This window comes from Microbacterium sp., from assembly GCF_047606385.1.
Classification (GTDB): Bacteria; Actinomycetota; Actinomycetes; order Actinomycetales; family Microbacteriaceae; genus Microbacterium.
The window spans coordinates 70,653-89,815 of the sequence record NZ_JASGEL010000131.1 but is presented as its reverse complement, the minus strand read 5'-3'; the positions used below and the strand labels follow the sequence as shown (position 1 = coordinate 89,815).

22 protein-coding genes and 1 pseudogene are annotated in these 19,163 nt (G+C 72.2%); 7 read left to right on the top strand and 16 right to left on the bottom strand.

Features of this window, described 5'->3' with window-relative positions:
• The 7 genes and pseudogenes from QM626_RS13905 to QM626_RS13875 form a co-directional block, all read right to left on the bottom strand.
• A pseudogene (locus QM626_RS13905) lies at positions 1 to 712 on the bottom strand (acyl-CoA dehydrogenase); the annotation flags it as partial.
• A 229-nt stretch (positions 713 to 941) separates the two neighbouring features.
• Complete coding sequence (locus QM626_RS13900) at positions 942 to 1,289, bottom strand: hypothetical protein (protein WP_415077552.1); 348 nt, start codon at positions 1,287 to 1,289, stop codon at positions 942 to 944.
• The gene (locus QM626_RS13895) at positions 1,276 to 1,689 is read right to left on the bottom strand and encodes a hypothetical protein (protein ID WP_415077551.1); all 414 of its coding nucleotides are present in this window, start codon (positions 1,687 to 1,689) and stop codon (positions 1,276 to 1,278) included. Before QM626_RS13895 ends, QM626_RS13900 begins: the two co-directional genes overlap by 14 nt.
• On the bottom strand, positions 1,686 to 2,915 hold the full coding sequence (locus tag QM626_RS13890) for an NRAMP family divalent metal transporter (RefSeq protein WP_415077550.1): 1,230 nt from the start codon (positions 2,913 to 2,915) through the stop codon (positions 1,686 to 1,688). Before QM626_RS13890 ends, QM626_RS13895 begins: the two co-directional genes overlap by 4 nt.
• Positions 2,912 to 3,310 (bottom strand): hypothetical protein, encoded by a 399-nt coding sequence (locus tag QM626_RS13885; protein ID WP_415077549.1) that lies wholly within the window; start codon positions 3,308 to 3,310, stop codon positions 2,912 to 2,914. Before QM626_RS13885 ends, QM626_RS13890 begins: the two co-directional genes overlap by 4 nt.
• Positions 3,307 to 3,621 carry a hypothetical protein gene (locus QM626_RS13880; protein WP_415077548.1) on the bottom strand — a complete coding sequence of 105 codons (315 nt, stop codon included), beginning with the start codon at positions 3,619 to 3,621 and terminating at the stop codon, positions 3,307 to 3,309. The genes QM626_RS13885 and QM626_RS13880 overlap by 4 nt, the downstream gene beginning before the upstream one ends.
• A gap of 78 nt (positions 3,622 to 3,699) precedes the next feature.
• Entirely contained in the window at positions 3,700 to 4,287 is a 588-nt protein-coding gene (locus tag QM626_RS13875; RefSeq protein WP_415077547.1) for a cyclodeaminase/cyclohydrolase family protein, read from the bottom strand.
• Between the two features lie 155 nt (positions 4,288 to 4,442).
• Here QM626_RS13875 and QM626_RS13870 point away from each other — a divergent pair, with 155 nt between their 5' ends.
• Together QM626_RS13870 and QM626_RS13865 are read left to right on the top strand one after the other, a co-directional pair.
• Positions 4,443 to 4,748 (top strand): hypothetical protein, encoded by a 306-nt coding sequence (locus tag QM626_RS13870; RefSeq protein WP_415077546.1) that lies wholly within the window; start codon positions 4,443 to 4,445, stop codon positions 4,746 to 4,748.
• 211 nt (positions 4,749 to 4,959) lie between these two features.
• Positions 4,960 to 6,012, top strand: a complete 1,053-nt coding sequence (locus QM626_RS13865; RefSeq protein WP_415077545.1) for an NAD(P)-dependent alcohol dehydrogenase — start codon at positions 4,960 to 4,962, stop codon at positions 6,010 to 6,012.
• 24 nt (positions 6,013 to 6,036) lie between these two features.
• Here the strand turns inward: QM626_RS13865 and QM626_RS13860 are convergent, their stop codons facing one another.
• Both QM626_RS13860 and QM626_RS13855 read right to left on the bottom strand, forming a co-directional pair.
• Positions 6,037 to 6,693, bottom strand: a complete 657-nt coding sequence (locus QM626_RS13860) for a response regulator (RefSeq protein ID WP_415077544.1) — start codon at positions 6,691 to 6,693, stop codon at positions 6,037 to 6,039.
• Positions 6,690 to 7,838 (bottom strand): sensor histidine kinase, encoded by a 1,149-nt coding sequence (locus tag QM626_RS13855; protein WP_415077543.1) that lies wholly within the window; start codon positions 7,836 to 7,838, stop codon positions 6,690 to 6,692. Before QM626_RS13855 ends, QM626_RS13860 begins: the two co-directional genes overlap by 4 nt.
• A 156-nt stretch (positions 7,839 to 7,994) precedes the next feature.
• On the opposite strand from QM626_RS13855, the gene QM626_RS13850 reads away from it, so the two are divergent.
• The 3 genes from QM626_RS13850 to QM626_RS13840 all read left to right on the top strand — a co-directional run bounded on the left by QM626_RS13850 (position 7,995) and on the right by QM626_RS13840 (position 10,942).
• The gene (locus tag QM626_RS13850; RefSeq protein WP_415077542.1) at positions 7,995 to 8,687 is read left to right on the top strand and encodes an ABC transporter ATP-binding protein; all 693 of its coding nucleotides are present in this window, start codon (positions 7,995 to 7,997) and stop codon (positions 8,685 to 8,687) included.
• Complete coding sequence (locus QM626_RS13845; protein ID WP_415077541.1) at positions 8,684 to 9,982, top strand: ABC transporter permease; 1,299 nt, start codon at positions 8,684 to 8,686, stop codon at positions 9,980 to 9,982. The genes QM626_RS13850 and QM626_RS13845 overlap by 4 nt, the downstream gene beginning before the upstream one ends.
• Positions 9,983 to 10,138: 156 nt before the next feature.
• A complete protein-coding gene (locus QM626_RS13840; protein ID WP_415077540.1) occupies positions 10,139 to 10,942 on the top strand; it encodes an ElyC/SanA/YdcF family protein in 804 nt (267 codons plus the stop codon).
• A 282-nt stretch (positions 10,943 to 11,224) separates the two neighbouring features.
• On the opposite strand, the gene QM626_RS13835 is transcribed toward QM626_RS13840, so the two are convergent.
• Both QM626_RS13835 and QM626_RS13830 read right to left on the bottom strand, forming a co-directional pair.
• Positions 11,225 to 12,625 (bottom strand): HupE/UreJ family protein, encoded by a 1,401-nt coding sequence (locus QM626_RS13835; protein ID WP_415077539.1) that lies wholly within the window; start codon positions 12,623 to 12,625, stop codon positions 11,225 to 11,227.
• Entirely contained in the window at positions 12,625 to 13,773 is a 1,149-nt protein-coding gene (locus QM626_RS13830) for a DUF3500 domain-containing protein (RefSeq protein WP_415077538.1), read from the bottom strand. The genes QM626_RS13835 and QM626_RS13830 overlap by 1 nt, the downstream gene beginning before the upstream one ends.
• Positions 13,774 to 14,126: 353 nt before the next feature.
• Here QM626_RS13830 and QM626_RS13825 point away from each other — a divergent pair, with 353 nt between their 5' ends.
• On the top strand, positions 14,127 to 14,885 hold the full coding sequence (locus QM626_RS13825; protein WP_415077537.1) for a DUF1932 domain-containing protein: 759 nt from the start codon (positions 14,127 to 14,129) through the stop codon (positions 14,883 to 14,885).
• Positions 14,886 to 14,890: 5 nt separating this feature from the next.
• Here QM626_RS13825 and QM626_RS13820 read toward each other — a convergent pair whose 3' ends face one another.
• Genes QM626_RS13820 through QM626_RS13810 form a run of 3 tightly spaced genes read right to left on the bottom strand, consistent with a single transcriptional unit; the run spans position 14,891 to position 17,075 of the window.
• Positions 14,891 to 16,048, bottom strand: a complete 1,158-nt coding sequence (locus QM626_RS13820) for a DUF2235 domain-containing protein (protein WP_415077536.1) — start codon at positions 16,046 to 16,048, stop codon at positions 14,891 to 14,893.
• A gap of 5 nt (positions 16,049 to 16,053) precedes the next feature.
• Positions 16,054 to 16,512 (bottom strand): type II toxin-antitoxin system VapC family toxin, encoded by a 459-nt coding sequence (locus QM626_RS13815; protein ID WP_415077535.1) that lies wholly within the window; start codon positions 16,510 to 16,512, stop codon positions 16,054 to 16,056.
• Complete coding sequence (locus QM626_RS13810; RefSeq protein ID WP_415077534.1) at positions 16,509 to 17,075, bottom strand: type II toxin-antitoxin system Phd/YefM family antitoxin; 567 nt, start codon at positions 17,073 to 17,075, stop codon at positions 16,509 to 16,511. The genes QM626_RS13815 and QM626_RS13810 overlap by 4 nt, the downstream gene beginning before the upstream one ends.
• Here QM626_RS13810 and QM626_RS13805 point away from each other — a divergent pair.
• On the top strand, positions 17,040 to 17,393 hold the full coding sequence (locus tag QM626_RS13805; protein WP_415077533.1) for a hypothetical protein: 354 nt from the start codon (positions 17,040 to 17,042) through the stop codon (positions 17,391 to 17,393). The two genes, QM626_RS13810 and QM626_RS13805, sit on opposite strands and share 36 nt — an antisense overlap.
• Positions 17,394 to 17,399: 6 nt before the next feature.
• Here the strand turns inward: QM626_RS13805 and QM626_RS13800 are convergent, their stop codons facing one another.
• Both QM626_RS13800 and QM626_RS13795 read right to left on the bottom strand, forming a co-directional pair.
• Positions 17,400 to 18,122 (bottom strand): DUF72 domain-containing protein, encoded by a 723-nt coding sequence (locus tag QM626_RS13800; RefSeq protein WP_415077532.1) that lies wholly within the window; start codon positions 18,120 to 18,122, stop codon positions 17,400 to 17,402.
• A 22-nt stretch (positions 18,123 to 18,144) separates the two neighbouring features.
• Positions 18,145 to 19,041, bottom strand: coding sequence for an SDR family oxidoreductase (locus QM626_RS13795; protein ID WP_415077531.1), 897 nt, complete (start codon positions 19,039 to 19,041; stop codon positions 18,145 to 18,147).
• Positions 19,042 to 19,163 lie beyond the last annotated feature (122 nt).

Here is a 19,163-nt window from a genome sequence, read left to right as displayed (position 1 = left end):
CGGCGGCCAGCGGGTCGTCCCCTGCCGCCGACACCAGGCGCCGGACCAGCGGCCGGGCGCCGCCGTGCCACACCGCGGCGACCCCCATCCCGCCCCAGGCGAATCCGGGACGACGCAGATACCACCCCGGGTCGCCGATCATCTCGGCCGGGGCGTCGTGCAGATCCAGCGGTGCGCTGACGACCGACGGCAGCCCCACGCCCGCCCACGGGCCGGTGCGCGCGGCGACCTCCGGGCGGCGCAGGTCCACGGCGAACAGCGCACGCTCGTCGTCGACCCAGGCGGTGACCAGCGCACGGGTCAGCCGCCCCGCCAGCGAGCACCAGGGCTTCGTGCCGGTCAGCAGCCAGCCGGCGCCGGCGCAGCGGGCGCGGACCGCGACCCCCGGCCCTTCCGCCGCGAAGACGCCCCACACCGCGTCGGGGTCGTCGAGGGCGTCGGCGGCCGGGTGTTCGGCGCGGGCCTGCGCGAGGATCGCGCGCGCATCCAGATGCGGCTCCAGCATCCGCGCGGCCGCGACGTCGATCTCGGCCGCGCGCGACAGCAGACTCCAGAGCCCGGCGGTGTCCTCGCCCGGCAGCGGCGCGAGCCGCCCCACGCGACGGACCCAGGCGAGGGTGGCCGGCACGTCGGCGCCGAAGCGGCCGATGTCGGCGGCGTCCCGCAGGATCTCGGCGAGGTGCGACGGCACGTCCTCGAGATGCGGCGGCATGTCCTCAGAGTGCGACGGCACGTCCTCGGGGTGCGGCGGCGTCCGGACGGGCGGCGGGGCGAATGCGCACATACCCGGAGCGTAGGAACCCGCGACCCCGGGCGACCCGGGCTTGACAGCATCCGTGCCGCCTGACATCCACCGTCGCAGAATCACGTCGCCGTCGCAGGATTCCGGGGAGATCCTGCGACATCCGTGCGATTCTGCGACGCCCGCTCGCGCGGCTGCCTCAGTCCGACACCGGACGGGTCGTGTCGAGGGGGATCCGGGGCGGCTCGACGCCCAGCACGACGGCGTCGGCGTCCACCCGCTCGACGCAGTCCCACGGCACGATGCGGGAGTCGCGGTGCAGCCACCCGATCAGGGTCGCGAGCGGCGCGGGCCGGGTCACGCGGCCCCGCTCGTAGCCGTACATGGGCAGCCGGCTGTGCCGCGTCACGACCAGCGCGACGACCTGGAGCGGCCCCTCGTGCCGGCCGTCGCGCGGGCCGCGGCGGAACCGCACGTCCATGACCGTGCCGCGGGGCGAGCCGTCCGGGCCGCGCAGGGCCTTGCCGACGATGTCACTCAGGAGCATGGCGACCTCCCGGGATGCGGGCGATCACACGGTCCCGGACCCATCGCTCCACCCAGCCGACGTCGAGGTCCTCGGCGGCGACGAGCACCTCGACGACGGTGCCGATGCGTCCGACGTCCGCCCAGGCGATCCGCTCCCGTCGCGACCGGGGCATGCGCCCGCCGAAGATCCGCGGCAGCAGCGACGACCCGACGAGCACCGCCGTGACCCGCTGGTCGGCGGAGTGGTCGATCGTGACGCCGAGCTCCACGCCGTCGATCTCGAGGTCGTCGACCGTGCTCACCGGGACCCCGTCGCGGTCCAGGATCTGCCGGTCGAGCAGATGGTCGACCGCGTCGATGCCGCGGCCGTCGGGATCGCGGTACCACTCCGCCGGCCGGGGATCCGACGCCGGCCTCATGAGCCCATCCCCGAGACGATCAGCAGCGGGATCGCGGCGAGGGCCGCGACCAGGATCACCACGAGGAACACCACGCCCAGCGCGTTGCGGACCCGCCCGTTGACGGCATCCCCCATGTAGTCCGGATCGTTGGCGACCACGAGGATGGGGAGGTACGTCAGCGGGAGCGCCACGGCGGAGAAGACCACGGACAGCTCGGTGACCTGCACCGGGTCGACGCCGGTGGCGAGGATGCCGCCGCCGACGAGCAGGCACACGATCATCGACAGGTGGAAGCGGGCCGCCTGGGCGGGCCGCCGGAACTTGCCCCAGCTCCAGCCGAAGAACTGTGCGAGCGTGTAGCCGCTGGACAGCGTGGTCTCCAGGGCCGCCCCGAACGTCGCCGCCAGCACCCCCACGATGACGAAGGCGAGCGCCAGCTCGCCGCCGCCGACCGCGACCGGCAGCACGACCTGCGACAGGCTCGTGACCTCGATGCCCTGCGGCAGCAGCACGACGGCGGCGCAGGCGGCGATCGACAGCGACAGCGTGCCGCCCAGCGGGAAGCCCACGAACACGTTGGCCCGCTCCGTGCCGAGGTCCTTGCGGGTCCACTTCTCCTCGACCGCGCCGGAGGAGAAGAAGAACACCTCGTAGGGCGTCATGGCGGCGCCGAACAGGGCCACGGCGAAGTACCAGTACGACAGCGGGTTCGTCGCGGCGGGCACCCACGGCTGCACCGCGTCCGCGGCGAGCGCCGACCAGTCGGGCTGCAGCAGGAACAGCGCCACGGCGAACACGATGAGGGTCAGCCCCAGGAGGCCGGCGACGTTCTCCATGACGGAGAACCTCGTCCGCCAGATCACGATCCACACCGCGAACAGGGCGACGGGTATCCACATGCCCGGTCCCACGCCGGACGCCAGCTGCAAGGCGAGCGCGATGCCGCCGACCTCGGCCGTCAGCGTCAGCAGGTTGATGAGGAACGACGCCGCGAGATTGGCGAGGCCGGCGCGCGGTCCCAATCGTTCCCGGATGATCTCGAACGTCGCGCGCCCGCTCACGGCGGTCACGCGTCCGGCCATGTCGGCGTACACGCAGATGCCGACCACGCCCACGACCACGGCCCAGGCAAGCCCGAGGCCGAACTTCGACCCCACCACGGCGTTCGTGACCAGGTCGCCGATGTCGACGAAACCCCCGATGGCGGTCAGGATGCCGAGCGCCAGGGCGAAGAGCCGTCTCATCCGCCGGCACCCAGACCGGCCAGCGCGTCCAGGCCCGTGTCCAGGCTGCGCTCCGCGCTCTCGGTGTCGTCCTGGGCGGCCAGGCGGATGCCGTCGAGCACCGTGCGAGCGGCCTGGAGCGCGGCGTCGCGGTAGCCGCGGTCGGCGGCGTCCGGTGCGGCGGTCTCGAGCTCGCTCACCGCGTCGGCCGCCTCCTGCGTCATCTCGTCCCGCAGCGCCGCCTGCGTGGTGGGGAACAGGCCGGTGTCGGTCTGCAGCGCGAGCCGGACCGTCGCGCCCGCGGCGTAGACGGCCGTCGCGCTCTGCGCGAGCGACGCGCGCGATCCCGAGCAGGCGGCCAGAAGGAGCACGACGGCGACCAGCATCCCCGCCACGACGACACGGGCGCGGTTCACGAGCGGCTCCCGCGCCATCGGTCGATCTCCGGCGCGTCCGCGCCCGGACCGGCGATGTAGAGCGCGTCGAGGCCGCGGTCGCGGATCGCCCGGTTCGCGTGGGCGTAGACGAGGTTCAGGCCGGGCACCGTGCCGAAATGCCCGAGCAGACGGGCCTTGACGTCCTCTCGCGCGAGCGGCTCCCGCAGCAGCGGGTCGCCCTGCAGATGGATCTGGCCGACGCTGAGGTGGTTCGCCGCGCGCCACCACGCATCCAGGCTCCGCACGGTGTCGTCGCCGATCGTCGTCGCCCCGGTCGTGGACTCGGTCATGCGCTCAGGGTCCCGCGAACCGGAGGAGGCTCGCACGGGCTTGCCCTGCGACCCGTCACCGGCTAGCTGTACCGGTTCTCAGAGGCGTCCGGATGCCGAGTCCCGCAGCTCGTCCAGTCGCCGGCGCGCCGCGACGAGCGCTCGCATCCGCGCGTCGAGCTCCCCGACGCCCGCGTGATCGGCGGCGTGCGCGAGGGCGAGCCTCCGGTCGGCGGCGGCGATCGCATGCGTGCCGGAGACGGCGGCGGCGGCGCTCTCGATCGCCACGACGACGTCCGGCAGGAGGTAGCCCGCCGCCTCGTCCGCCAGCGCATCGAGATCGGGCAGCATCCCCGCGGCGAGCTCGCCCACCGCGACGGCGGAGCGGGCGGAGACCAGCGCCGCACGGCGGATCTCCTCGTCATCACCCGACCGCAGCGCCCCACCGAGCGCGGCGGAGACCGCACCGTCATCCTCCGCCGCGCGCAACGCCGCCCGCCGGACCACGCCGGCCCGGGCGACGGCCGGGTCGGCGTCCGCGTAGCGGCCCACCATCTCCACCAGCGCCGCCGACGTGGCGACCACGACGGCGCACGCGGCCCCGCCCCCGACCTCGCCGCTGTCGTCGGCGAGGCGGGCCATCCACTCGGCGATCCGGCCCTCCGGCCCGTCGTCCGTCGCTGCCACGGCGCACCTCCCGCTCTCGTCCCTCGACGGTGGCATCCCGGCGTCGTCGCCCGTGCCGGCTTGACCGCGACGGAGCCGTCGCGCTAGGCGCGCCGCATCCGTGGCCGTGTCAACCCCCCGTCTCCGCTTCGTGCCGCCGCGTACGGTCGTCGATCGTGGGCACGATGTTCTACGGGGATGACAGCACCGCACTGCACTTCGAGGACCGGGCGCTGGCGCATCTCAAAGTCGTCATCGCGACGAAGCTGCGCCGGGGCGAGAGCTTCACGATCTCGTGGGTGCACGGTCCGGGCGAGCAGCGGGGCCGTTCGACGGTGTGGATCTCGCCGTCGATCCCGCTGCGGTTCGTCTTCGACGATCCCGAGCCGACGACGCTGAACCCGCGGTACCTGGACCAGCTGGCCACCAGCGCGAACTCGTCCGGCGGCATCCAGCTCATCGACGAGGACCCGGTGCCGTGACCCACCCCGGCACGCCGGCGCCTCCAGCGCCGGCCGTGTCATAACTCCTGCTGTGTCGGGGGGCGGGCGGTCGGGGACGGCCGGGAATCCGCGGCTCGACGAGCAAGCGGTCGTGGTTCAGGCGGAGTTATGACACGCGCGACACGAGCACACCCACGCGACGTCGGCGACGCGGCAGACTGGGAGCATCCGCATCCTGAAGGGATCCGCCGTGCCCACCGTCGCCGCCCTCGCCGCCCCCTCCGCCCACGCACCGTTCGAGCGCACCACGATCGCGCGGCGCGAGCCGGGGCCACGAGACGTCGTCATCGACATCGCGTTCGCCGGCATCTGCCACTCGGACATCCACACCGTCCGCGACGAATGGGGCGCCGCCCACCACCCGCTCGTCCCCGGCCACGAGATCGCCGGCGTGGTCAGCGCGGTCGGCGGCGAGGTGACGCGGTTCGCCGTCGGGGACCACGCCGGCGTCGGCTGCTTCGTCGACTCGTGCCGCGAGTGCGAGAACTGCCTCGCCGGCGAGGAGCAGTACTGCCTGCGCGGCACCCGGTACACGTACAACACGCCGCTGCCGGAGGGCGACCCGGAGGGCGCATGGACGCAGGGCGGCTACAGCCGCCAGATCGTCGTCGACGAGGACTACACGCTCCGCATCCCGGACTCGCTGCCGTTGGATGCCGCCGCCCCGCTGCTGTGCGCCGGCATCACGCTCTACTCGCCCCTGAAGCACTGGGGCGTCGGCCCCGGGACGAAGGTCGGGATCCTCGGCATGGGCGGGCTCGGCCACATGGGCGTGAAGATCGCCGCGGCGCTCGGCGCCGAGGTGACCGTGCTCGGCCACTCCCTGGCCAAGAGGGACGACGGCATCCGCTTCGGCGCGACGCGCTACCTCGCCACGACCGACCCGGCCACGTTCCGCGAGCTGCACCGCAGCCTCGATCTCATCGTCAGCACGGTCAGCGCGGACATCGACCTCAACCGCGTCCTGGGGCTGCTGCGCCTCGACGGCGCCCTCGTCAACGTGGGCCTGCCGGAGAAGCTGCTGAGCATCAGCCCCTTCGCGCTCACGGACCAGCGGCTGTCGGTCGCGGGCAGCAACATCGGCGGCATCCGCGAGACGCAGGAGATGCTCGACTTCTGCGCCGAGCACGACATCACCCCGCAGATCGAGGTGATCGACGCCGACGGCGTGGACGCCGCGTGGGACCGCGTGGTCGCCAGCGATGTGCGGTACCGGTTCGTGATCGACGTGGCCACGATCTGACCGCCGGAGAGCGCGCCACGACGGTCACCCCGGCGGGCTGACGAAGCCGCTCTCGTAGGCCCACACCACCAGCTGGGCGCGATCGTGCGCGCCGAGCTTGGCCATGACCCGGTTGACGTGCGTCTTGGCGGTGTGGGGCGAGATCACGAGGTCCGCGGCGATCTCGTCGTTCGAACGGCCGCGGGCGACGAGGGCCAGGATCTCCGCCTCCCGCGGCGTCAGGTCGGCGGGGACGGCGTGCGGGGACGGCGGCGCGGCCCCGAGGTACTTCGCGATGAGCGCACGCGTCGCGGCCGGAGACAGCAGCGCGTCGCCGGCGTGCACGGCATGCACCGCACGCACGATCTCGTCCGGCTCGGCGCCCTTGCCGATGAACCCGCTCGCGCCGGCACGGAGCGCCGCCACGACGTTGTCGTCGTCCTCGAACGTCGTGAGCACGAGCACCCGCACGCTCGCCAGCGCGGGGTCGGCGCAGATGCGCTCAGTCGCCGCGATGCCGTCGAGCACCGGCATCCGGATGTCCATGAGCACGACGTCCGGATGCTCTCCGCGCGCCGCCTCGACGGCCGCTTCGCCGTCGGCGGCCTCCGCGACCACCTCGACCCTCCCGTCGGCGGCGAGGATCTGCGCGACCGCGGTGCGGATCAAGGGCTGGTCGTCGGCGATGAGCACCCGGATCACACGTCCTCCCCGGAGGCGAGCGGCAACGACACACGCAGCCGGAACACGGTGCCGTCCACGCCGGCCTCGACCGCGCCGCGCACGGCGGTCACGCGCTCCCGGATGCCGGTGAGCCCGTGGCCGGGCGACGACGCCGGCGCCCCGGCCGGGTTGGTGACGGTGATCCGCAGCCAGCCGTCGGCGACGGACAGTCGCAGGTGCGCGCGGGGCTCGCCGCCGTGCTTGTGGGCGTTCGTGAGCGCCTCCTGGATCACGCGGTACGCGACCACGTCGGCGGCCGCTGTCAGCGCGGCGTCGGCGTCGTCGCGCCGCACCGTCACGGCCAGACCGGATGCCGCGAACGTCTCGAGCAGCCCGTCGAGCCCGCTCAGCCCCACGGTGGGCGTGAGCACCGCGGCATCCTCGGGGGCCCGCAGCGTCGCCAGCATGTCGCCGATCTCGCCGAGGACCGTGCGCGAGGCGGCGCGGATCGTGCCCAGCGCCTCCCGGGTCACCTCGGGATGCGCGTCCAGCGCCGAGCTCGCCACCCCGGCGTTGAGGCTGATGACCGAGATCTGATGGGCCACGGCGTCGTGCAGGTCGCGGGCGATGCGCAACCGGTCCTCCGCGACCCGCCGCGACGCCTCCGCCTCCCGGGTCGCCTCCGCCCGCAGCGCCCGCTCGGTGATCTCGGCGATGTAGGCGCGGCGGGTGCGCACGGCATCCCCCAACGCGGCGGCGAAACCGAGCGTGACGGCCACCTGGACGATCCCGGGCGGCGGCCACAGGCCCCCGGCGACCACGGTGAGCACCACCAGGACGACACCCGTCGCCCCGGCCGTCCACAGGGCGACTCGCCGTTCGGTCTGCACGAAGACTGTGTAGACCGCGATCGAGACGGCGATCGGCGAGCCCGGCGTGAACGACGAGCCGAGCACGGCGACGGCGAAGCACACGACGCACGCTGCGAGGACGGGCCACAGGAGACGGCGCCGCCCGAGCACCAGCAGCGCCGGCAGGAGCGCGGCCACCCAGCCGAGCATGGTCCGGTCGGCGTGCGATTCCGGGAAGCGCACGACGGCGGCGGCGATCACCAGCAGCGACGCGGCCGCGTCCCACGCCCACTGGGGCACGGGAAGCAGCGGGCGCGGCGCGACGGCGGTCATTGCTCCAGGATGCCGCGCTCCGGCGTCCGCGTCGTCCTCCGGCGGCGGTGTCGCGGATACCGCGGACGTAGTATCCGGTGCATCCGTCCGGAGGATGCCCGCTGGCCGCTCCCCACGGAATGCTGGATGCACAGCCCACCCCCATCTGGAGAACGAATGAGCACACCGGTGATCTCCGCACAGGATCTGCGGAAGACGTACGGCCGCGGCGGCGGCAGCTTCGAGGCGCTCAAGGGGGTGAGCCTCGACATCGCCGCCGGGGAGAGCCTCGCGATCATCGGCAAGAGCGGATCGGGAAAGTCCACGCTCATGCATCTGCTCGCGCTGATGGACGAGCCCACCAGCGGGACGATCGAGCTCGAGGGTCGGGACACGGCCACGCTCGCCGGGCGGGTGCTGAACCGGGTGCGCAACAAGACGTTCGGGTTCGTGTTCCAGCAGTTCTTCCTCACCGCGAACCAGAGCGTGCTCGAGAACGTCGTGCTGCCGCTGAAGATCGCCGGGGTCCCGGCGCGCGAGCGCCGGATGCGGGGCATGGCGGCGCTGGAGCAGATGCAGCTGGCCGACAAGGCGAAGAACAGGGCGGTCAACCTCTCCGGCGGCCAGAAGCAGCGCGCCGTCATCGCGCGGGCGCTCGTGAACGATCCGCGCGTCATCTTCGCCGACGAGCCGACCGGGAACCTCGACACGAGCACCGGAGGCGTCGTGGAGGACCTCCTGTTCCGCCTGAACCGCGACCAGGGCATCACGCTGGTCGTCGTCACGCACGACGAGGAGCTGGCGGCCAAGTGCGACCGCCGCATCCACATCAAGGACGGGCTGATCGTCGACGAGGAGGTGGCGGCATGAAGACGCTCGACCTGGTCGGCACCGCGATCGGCAGCACCTTCCGATCGAAGACGCGCACGGTGCTGACGATCCTCGCGATCTTCATCGGCGCGTTCACGCTGACGATCACCAACGGTCTCGGCACCGGCATCAACGACTACATCGACGACACGGTCGCGACCTTCGGCGCCAGCGACGTCCTCAGCGTCACCAAGACCGCCGAGACCGCGGCCACGAGCGGCCCGCAGGTCTACGACCCGGACAGCGTGAGCAGCACCGACTCACGGCTGACCGGCGCCTCCAGCACCGTCATCACGCAGGACGACCTCGACACGCTCGCCGCGATCGACGGTGTCCAGAAGGTCGAGCCCGTGCGGTCGGTCTCGGTCGACTACATCCAGTTCGGCAGCGGCACGAAGTACACGATCAGCGCCGGCAGCCTCGTGGCCGGCCAGACCGTGACCCTCGCCGCCGGCGCCGTGCCGGATGACGCGAGCTCCGAGCTCGAGCTCGCCCTGCCGAACGAGTACGTCGAGCCGCTCGGCTTCGCCGACGCCGACGAGGCCGTCGGCCAGACCGTGACGCTCGCCGTCTCCGACGCGACCGGCGCGCAGCACGCCGTGACGGCGACCGTCACCGGTGTCTCCGAGGACACCTTCAGTCTCGGCGGCAGCACCAGCAGCATGCTGCCGAACACGGCGCTGACGGATGCGATGTACGAGATCACGCAGACGGGTCTGCAGGCCGACCAGCAGAACCGGTACGCGCAGGCCCGGGTCTGGTTCGACCCGGCCGCGACGGATGCCGAGGTCTCGGCGCTGCAGGACCGCCTGACCGATGCGGGGTTCACCTCGACCACGGTCGCCCAGCAGCTCGGCACGTTCAAGACGGTCATCGACGGCATCGTGCTGGTGCTCAACGCCTTCGCGATCATCGCCCTGCTGGCGGCGAGCTTCGGCATCATCAACACGCTCTACATGTCGGTGCAGGAGCGCACCCGCGAGATCGGGCTGATGAAGGCGATGGGCATGGGCTCGGGCCGCGTGTTCGGGCTGTTCAGCCTCGAGGCGACCTTCATCGGCTTCCTCGGCAGCGCGATCGGCGTCGTGATCGGGATGCTGGCCGGCACCGTCATCAGCACCGTGCTGAGCCGCACGGTCCTGTCCGACCTCTCCGGCCTCAACCTGATCGCCTTCGACACGACCTCGATCGTCTCGGTCATCCTGCTCGTGATGGTCATCGCGTTCCTGGCCGGGACCCTTCCCGCCCTCCGCGCCGCACGGAAGGACCCGGTGGAGGCGCTGCGGTACGAGTGACGCGCGGGCGCCGTCATCCCGGTCCCGGGTCCGCACGACCCGAGGGCGACACGCTGCGCCTCGGCGGCGTGTCGCCCTCGCATCGTGCGGTGCCTGAGGCGCCCGTCACGGCCGCAGGCACGGCACCGCCTCGACGGCGGCGCCTAGGGTGGTGACGTGTCCTCTGCCCCGGCCGAGATCGCCGCGGCGATCACGACGCTCGGCGCGTTCTGCGGCGAGCGCGACATCGCCGCCCCGACCCCGGCGGCGCTGCGGGAGGCGACGGGGCTCGACCGGGTGGACGCCGTCCTGTGCTTCGGGGGCAGCATCCTCGCCGGCGCACGGGTGTTCGCCGAGGCCCTCGGCAGCGGCGTGGCCGCGACGTCGATGCTCGTGGGCGGGGAGGGGCACACGACCGCGGCACTGCGCGGCCAGGCCGCGGCGCTCCTGTCCGGCGACATGGCCGCGGCGACGGAGGCGGAGATCTTCGATCTCGTGCTGCGGGAGCGTCACGGCGTCCACGCCGATCTGCTCGAGACCCGGTCGACCAACTGCGGCGACAACATCACCCGCGCGCTCGCCCTGCTCGCGGCGCACGGCATCCGCCCGGAGAGCGTGCTGCTGATCCAGGATGCGACGATGCAGCGCCGGATGGGCGCGGTCGTTCGCCGCGACACGCCGGCGACGACCGTCGTCGCCTACGCGTCGTACGCCCCGCCGGCGGTCGCCGCCTCGGCCGACGGCGCCCTGGCCTTCGTCGACCCGCCGGACGGGATGTGGCCGCTCGACCGGTACGCGTCGATGCTGCTCGGGGAGATCGGGCGGCTGCGCGACGACGACGCCGGGTACGGGCCGCGCGGCCGGGGCTGGATCGCGCACGTCGACATCCCGCCCGCGGTCGAGGACGCCGCCGCCCTGCTCGCCGCCTGTCCGCGCTTCGCCGCGCGCGTCGCGGACGCCCGCTGGGCCAGCGCGGACTGACCGGCCGCGACTCGCCGTGTGTCATAACTCCGCCTGAGGGGCACGACGAGGCCGAGCCGCCCGGCGTCGACGACGCCCCGGGCCGCCCCGAGCCCGAGTCGCCCGCGTGTCATAACTCCGCCTGAAAGGGTGCCAGGGGCCGGAGCACGGCCGTTTCGACGACGCCCAGGCGGAGTTATGACACGTGCGCGGCCGGAGATGCGACGTGCGCGGCCGGAGCCCCGACGTGCGGGGGCGAGGTCACGGCACACGCCCAGGCGGAGTTATGACACAGGGCGCCCCTCACGAGACGAGCTCGGCCTCCGCGCGGACCGGGGGCGGGCTGACCGGCCCCGACCGCGCCCGCCGTCTCGCCCGCCACAGCGCCATCGCCGCGGCTGCCCAGAGCGCGAGCACCAGCGGGATCGAGAAGGCGCCGAGCTGGTCGGCGAGATCCGCGACCACGTTGGGGACGCCGAGCCGCGCCAGCATCCATCCGATCGCGGCGACGCCCGTGAGGGACGCGGCCGCCACCCGCAGCCCGGTGTACCGGCGCGCATGCGCGAGGATCAGCAGCGGCGGCAGCGCGACGGCGACGACGACCAGCTGCATCGCCTCGATCCCGAGGTTGAACCCGAGCAGCGAGACGATGAGCCGCCAGCCGGACAGGTCGAGATCCCGCAGCGTCTCGGAGAAGGCCAGCCCGTGGACGAGCCCGAAGGCACCCGCGACCAGCGCCTCCTTCCCGGGGAAGATCGGGCGGATGGCGTGGACCGCGGCGACGAGGATGCTGAGCGCGATGCCGGCCTCGACCAGCTGCACCGGCACCGGCAGACCCAGCGCGCCCAGGGCGAGGGTGAGCGAGTGCCCCACGGTGAACGAGATCGTGATCGTCGTGATGCGCCGGATCGCCGTCATGGTGGGCACCGGTCCTCGCCATCGGCGGCGCAGCGCGAGCAGCGGGGCGGGCAGGAGCAGCGTCAGCAGGAACAGCTGATGGTCCGTGCCCTCCTGGATATGCGTGACACCGAGCCAGAACATGCTGACCAGGCCCTTGAGCAGGCTGGCGTCGCCGAGGTCGACGTGGAGGTCCGGGACGGTGCCGGTGACGGTGTCGGTCTGGATCGTGCCGACCTCGTAGGCGCTGTCGACGTCTCCCCCGGCCCAGTCGCTGGACACCGTCACCACGATCACCTCGGTGACCACGCTCTCGATGACCGCGTCGTAGCCGAGATCGAACGAACGCCCGTCGGAGCCGTCCGGGGGCGTCAGCGTGAACGTCACGACCACCTGCTGGTACAGCCCGGTGGTGGTCGTGTCCCCCGCGCCCGAGACGGTCATGTCGTCGATGACGACGCTCCAGGCCTCGCCGTCGTCGTCGGTCGGGGTGAAGTGGGCGAGCAGGTAGGCCTCGATGGCGTCGGCGTTCGCGTCGACGTCCTCCTGGGTCTCGTCACCGAGGTCGAGCCCGGTGGCCGCGGCGAGGTCGTCGAGCGGGATGCTGACCGTCGCGACCGTGTCGTCCTCGTGCACGGCGAGCTGGATCGTGGTCCAGGGTACGATGTGGGCGCTCGCGGCCGGCACGACGGCGAGCACGAGCCACAGCACCGCGGCGGCCACCGCGAGCGTCCACAGCAGCGGCCGGCCGCGACGAGGGGCTCTCGTCGTCGGCGCCGCCACGGCCAGCCCTGCGCGCGCCATCATCAGCTCTGGGTGCCGCCGTAGTCGGTGTTGCGGTCGCGCCACACCGAGTGGGGGTGGTTGCCGGAGAGGACGATGCCGCTCTGCATGGAGAACTCGATCCACACCGCCGGCCCGGCGATGCGGATGTAGTCGTTCTTCTCCGTCAGCGCCGTCGTGCCCGAGTACGCCAGGTAGGTCGTGTCGAGGTCGGCCTCGTACTCGGCGAGGATGCGGGCGGCGTCCGCGTCCGCGATGTCGCTCACGTACCCGTTGATCGCCGCCAGCAGCAGCTCCTTCTGATCGGTGCTCAGCGCCGATCCGGCGATGCCCTCGTAGGTGGAGGGGAAGGCCCACTCGTTGCCGGGGGCGAGCACCAGGTCGGTGTAGGTCTTGCTGAGCTCGGCCGTGGCGAGCTGGTCGCTCGACAGGCTCGCGAGCAGCGCCGTGAACGCCGCCTCCTTCGCCGCCATGGGATGGTCGGTCTCGCCGTCCCACGTGAAGTCGCCGTTCGGCTCGATGCCGCGGAACGACGGGGTCGCACCGACCAGGACGCCGTCGATGTAGGTGTTCGCGACCGCGAGGTGGTGACCGCCGAACTGGAACTCCCAGGTGCCGGTGTCCGAGGGCTCGCCGAGGTAGGCGATGTAGAAGTTCTCACGGCCGTAGGAGCTGCCGCCGCCGTTGTCGGCGAGGTAGTCGTCGGCATTGAGGTGCTGCAGGATCTCCTCGTAGCCGGTGCCGGATCCGGAGCCGGTCGTGGCCTGCAGCAGCGTCTGGAACGAGGCCCACTGCGTGTCGTCCAGGTCGCCGAGCGTGATGCCGATGCGGCTGCTGGAGCTGCTCCCGCCGGGGCCGCCGCCGATGAGCGCCTGCGGCAGGTTCGACCAGCGCTCGGCGTTCGAGAGCGTGTACTCCTGCTGCAGCGTCGACTGCAGGTCGCTGCTCAGCGTGGCCTTGAAGGCCTGCGCGAGAGCGACCACGTCGGTGGAGGACGAGGACGTCGTCGCCGTGGCGGTCGGGGTCGCGGTCGCAGTCGCGGTGGCGGATGCCGACGAGGTCGACGTGCTGGTCGCCGTGCAGCCGGCCAGCAGCAGGGCCGTGGCGGGGATGCCGAGCAGGAGCGTTCGGCGCGAGATGACGGATGCGGAGAGCGGGGAGAGGTCAGGCATGACGACGACCGTAGAGAGCCGCCTCATGTCCGCCCCATCCTTGTCCTATGCGTCCGCTATGGCGGCGGAGCGCCTCGGCGCGCCCGCGCAGGATCGTCGCCGGGCGGCCACACTGGGAGGATGACCGACCCGCAGCCGGCGCCCTGGCTCGTCTCCGACCTGCACCGGAACACGATCGCGCTCGCGGCGGCGACAGCCGGCACGGGCCCGACGTATCGTCACGGGGCAGACCCTGATCGCCTACGCGTACACGACCTTCATCATCGCGCTGCTCATCAGCGTCCTGTTCCTGCGCGGCTGATGGCGCCGCAGCACTGCGAGACCCGGCGGAGGCCGGAGGCGAGGAGGAACCGATGACACGCATCGCCGTGCTCCACCCCGGTGCCATGGGCGCGGCGGTCGGGGCCGCGCTGGTCGGCGCCGGGCACGAGGTGGGATGGCTGCCCGAGGGACGCGGCCGCGCGACCGCGGAGCGGGCCGCCGCGGCAGGTCTCGTCCCCTGGCAGGATCTGACCGGCGTGGAGCTGGTCGTCTCGCTCGTGCCGCCCGCCGCAGCGCTCCCGGCCGCCCGCGAGCTGCCCGGGTTCGACGGCCTCTACCTCGACGCCAACGCGATCGGTCCGGCGCGCGCCGCCGAGGTGGCCGCCCTCGTGCACGAGGCGGGCGCGACGTACATCGACGGATCGGTGATCGGACCGCCGCCCGCGGCGGCGGGGACGACCCGGCTGTATCTGTCGGGCGCGGCGGCGACGCGCACGGCCCGCGTGTTCGCCGGCAGCATCGTGGAGCCGATCGTCCTCGAGGGCGGGTTCTCGGCGTCGGCGATGAAGATGGGCTACGCGTCGGTGACGAAGATCGGCGACGCGCTCGTCCTGGCCGCGTTCGAGCTCGCGCAGGCGAGCGGCGTCGACGACGCCCTGCTGCAGGAATGGCACCGTTCGCAGCCGGCGTTCGCGGCGCAGCTGGCGCAGGCGCGTGCCCACGCGACAGCCAAGGGCTGGCGGTGGGGTGACGAGATGCGGCAGATCGCCGCGACCCTGGCCGAGGCGGGGCTGCCCGCGGGGTTCGGAGAGGCCGCGGCGGAGATCTTCGACCGATACCCGCGGCCCTGACCGGGTCACGCCGTCGCGTAGGGAGTGAGGTCGACGCCGGCCTCCGGCAGCGCGGTGACCGACTCGGCGATGCCGGCGAAGCCGTTCGTCGCCTGCGCGAGCTCCACCAGGTTCGCCGGCTCGTAGCCGCCGCCCTGATAGTGGTTGACGGCGCTGCTGGCGATCCGCAGCGACAGCGCACGACCGTCGCCCAGGCGCCGGAGGCCGCGGATGAACGCCGCCCGCCGCGTCCGCGCGAAGATCGCGGACCTCATCCGGAGGAGGGCGTTCAGCAGCCAGAACCCGAACGTCAGCGACCGGTGCCGGATGGGATCCGATCCGCTGTTCACGTAGTGCGCGAGCAGCGGCCCGTCGAAGACGAGGCCGGCGCCGCGGGCCTCGCGCACCATCCACAGCAGAGTGGTGTCGGAGAGCCCGGTCTCGGCATATCCGCCGCCGACGTCGGAGTGGACGCCCTCGAACCACACCTGCTTCACCCGCCGGTCCTCCGTCGAGGCGCCCGCCGGGGCGTCTTCGGGGATCTCCCACAGCGTGGGGGCGAAGATCAGTCGTCGCTCGTCGATGGCGAGCGCCTGACGGGCGTGCAGCACGGCGGGGCCGAGCTGCACGTCGTGGAACTTCGGCGTCCCCCACCGCAGCCCCGGCACGCCGAGCGCGCCGACGGTGTCGAACACGCCGAGGAACTGCACGCCCGGCGCATGGCAGTGGTCATGGGCGAACTCCTCGACGCTCGCACCGAACGGCCCCTCGACCGGGTCCTTGCGCTGATACAGGTCGACCGCGGTGCGCAGCCGCTCCTCCACCAGCGCCTGCCGGGTCAGCAGCCCGACCCGCCCGATCATCCCGGCCAGCGATCGAGCCGTGTACGCGCCGCGGCTGAACCCGAAGATGAAGATCTCGTCCCCGGGCGCGTAGTTCTGGGCGAGGAACCGGTAGCAGGCGATCACGTTGTGGAACAGTCCGAAGCCGAAGGCCCCGCCGAGCAACCGGTCGGCGGCGTAGCCGGCGGCTCCCACTCCGCTGACGTAGTACACGAGCTGGGTGACGCCGCCGGTCAGGTCCGGGTCGACCTGGACCGTCCGCGCGATCTTCTCCGCATTGGACGCGTTCGCGCTGTCCGGTTTGCTCCAGGTGCCGTCGCAGCACACGACGAGGCGCTTCATAGCGCTCATCGTGGCCCGTGGATGCGGCCGGCACCAGTCCTTCGCGTCGCGGCATCCGCCGGCGCGGTTCGGACCGCCTCGCCGATCATGTCGACCGCCAGGCCGCGGGATGCCGTGGCAAGACGTTCGTCGTTCGTCCAGAGCTGGTCACAACGCGCGAGCTGCGCTGCCGCGAGGTGCAGTGAGTCCGGCGCCTTGAGGCCGTGCCGTGCTCGGAGCTCGGCGGCGAGAACGAAGACGGACTCGTCCATCTGGATGCGCACCAGCCGGTTGTAGACCTCGACGAACCGAGCACGCAGTTCGTTATCGCCGTCGCGGATCGGACGTACGAGGCATTCGTGGAGCACCAACGGGCTCGCGGCCAGGCGATCATCGACGCCTCGCATCGCGGCGCGCGTGCGTTCGCCGAGCCCGCCGCCGTCCTCGAGCGCATAGATCAGAATGCACGTGTCGAGGTAGATCATTCCCACGCGTCCCGCAGCGCACGGATGTCCGCCTGGATCTCTGCGGTCGGGCGCGACAGCCGAGCAGGCAAGGGGTTCGCGTCGATCCAGTCCGCCAGTGAATCCCCCGTGAACGGCAGGTCGACCGGACCGACGGGCGTGAGCTGAGCGACCGGGACGCCCCGGTTCATGATGACCACCTCCACACCCGATCGCGCCTGCGAGATCAGCCGGGACAGGTTGTTGCGCGCATCCAGCACATTGTATGCCACCATCTGGCCATGATAGCCAGATTCATGGCTAGCTCCGGATCCAGTGCCTGCGGGCGGCGTGGTCGCGTTCGCGCATCCGGCCGCGGTGGAGGAGGCCGAGCCGTCGCCGTCGACACCGGCCGAGGAGAGCCCGGCGCTGCCCGCATGCTCGGTGCCCGATATCGAACCGCAGGCGCCGCCGGAGAAGGGGGATCCGAGCTCCCGACTTCTGCTGACCCGCGCGCCCGCCGCGTCAACCCCCGTGCTGCGTCCCCCGGTGATGCGTACCGTGGCGCCATGGCCATCGAACTGAACAACCCGGCTCTGCAGCACGCGCGCAAGCTCGTCCGGGAAGGCAAGGTCGTCCGCGACGAACGCGACGACTGGTCGGAGGCGGCTCCGTCGGCCGCAGACGAGAACGGCTTCATCGAGCGGGAGGGGTGGACGGAGTACGCGCACTGGCATCTGGGCGTCGACAAAGGCGAGGACCGCGAGACGAAGAAGGCGTACACGTTCCCGTACGGCGATCTCACGCGCGTGCGCCGCTCGGCGGTGATCTCCGGCGAGAGCCGCGCGGGCCAGTACGACCACATCGAGATCAGAGACGCGCTCAAGGCGCTGCTGGAGCTCATCGACGCGGACCAGCGCTGAGGTCGCTCACGTCAGCATCTCGCGGAGCGTGCGCGCATTGCGCACCGCGTTGCCGGCGCCGTCGTTGTTGAAGTACGCGTAGACGCGGTGTCCGGCGCTCTCCCACTCGCGGATGCGCGCCGCCCACCACCACATGTCGTCGTCCGAGTACGAGCCGCCGTACAGATTCTCGGCATCCGGCCCATGGAAGCGGATGTACACGTGCGGTGCCGTCGCTCGCAGGACGCACGGCAGGTGTGCGCCGCTCATCACGCAGTAGGCCGTGTCATGACGCGCGAGGATGTCGAACACCGCGTCGGCCAGCCACGAGTCGTGACGGAACTCCATGACCGGGCGGAGCCAGGGGGGCAGTGCGGCGAGGAAGTATGAGAGCCGCGCGTCGTCGCGCTCCATCGCCGGGGGCAGCTGCACGAGCAATGGGCCGCGAATCGGCGCCAGTTCGTGCATGCCCGGGACGATCCGCTCGATCCATCCCTCGGGCTCGTGCAGTCGCCGACCGTGTGTGAGGCCGCGCGGCGCCTTCACCGCCAGCTCGAATCCGGTCCCCAGGCGCTCCCGCCAGGACGCGAAGCGCGAGGCGGGCGGCCAGCGGTAGAAGCTGGCGTTCAGCTCCACCGTGTCGAACTCGGAGCGATACACGGCCAGCCGATCGCGGGCCGGCAGGCCCGGCCGGTACAGCACGCTGGCCCAGTGGTCGTAGCTCCACCCGGAGGTCCCGATGCGCGCCACCGCCGTCAGCCGATCGACGACGTCACGGCGTCGGCGACCCGCCGTTGACGTTCAGCGTCTCGCCCGCCACGTAGCTCGACTCCGGCGACGCGAGGAACACGTACGCCGGGGCGAGCTCGGCAGGCTGGCCCGCGCGTCCCAGGGGAGTGTGGCTGCCGAAGCTCTCGATCTTCTCCTGCGGCTGCCCCTCCGTCACCTGCAGCGGGGTCCAGATCGGGCCGGGCGCCACCGCGTTGACGCGGATCCCCTTCGGCGCGAGCTGCTGGGCGAGCGCCTTCGTGAACGCATTGATCGTCGCCTTGGTCGACGCGTAGTCGACCAGGATGTCGGACGGGTTGTACGCCTGGATCGACGTGGTGTTGATGATGGTCGAGCCCGGCTTCAAGTGGGCCAGCGCGGCCTTGGTGATCCAGAACATCGCGTAGACGTTCGTCTTGAACGTGTCGTCGAACTGCTCGTCGGGCAGCGTCGTCAGATCCTCGTTGAAGATCTGCTTCCCGCCGTTGTTCACGAGGATGTCGAGACCGCCGAGTCCGTCGACGCTGCGCGCCACGAGATCACGGCAGTACTCCGCATCCCTAAGGTCGCCGGGCAGCGCGAGCACCGTGACTCCGGCGTCGCGGGCGATGGCGGCGATGCGCGCGGCGTCCTCCTCTTCCTCCGGGAGGTATGACATGGCCACGTCGGCGCCCTCTCGCGCGAACGCGATCGCGGTCGCCGCCCCGATCCCGGAGTCCGCCCCCGTGATCAGCGCCTTCCTCCCGGCCAGTCGGCCGGTCCCGCGATAGGTGTCCTCACCGAGGTCGGCCTGCGGGCTCAGCTCCGCGTCGAGGCCGGGCTCGGGCTGGTGCTGCCGCTCCGGGGCGATGTCCGGGTAGAGGGTGGTGGGGTCGGCGAGCGTGTACTGGTCTCTGCTCATGGCTGTCCTCTCTGCGTCTCCGCCGGTCGCGGACGCGTCTCAGCACGGTCGCACACGGCACGGAGCGAGACATCGGGCTTGACAGACGCTGGACGACACGGGTGAAGCCCTGCCCCGACTTG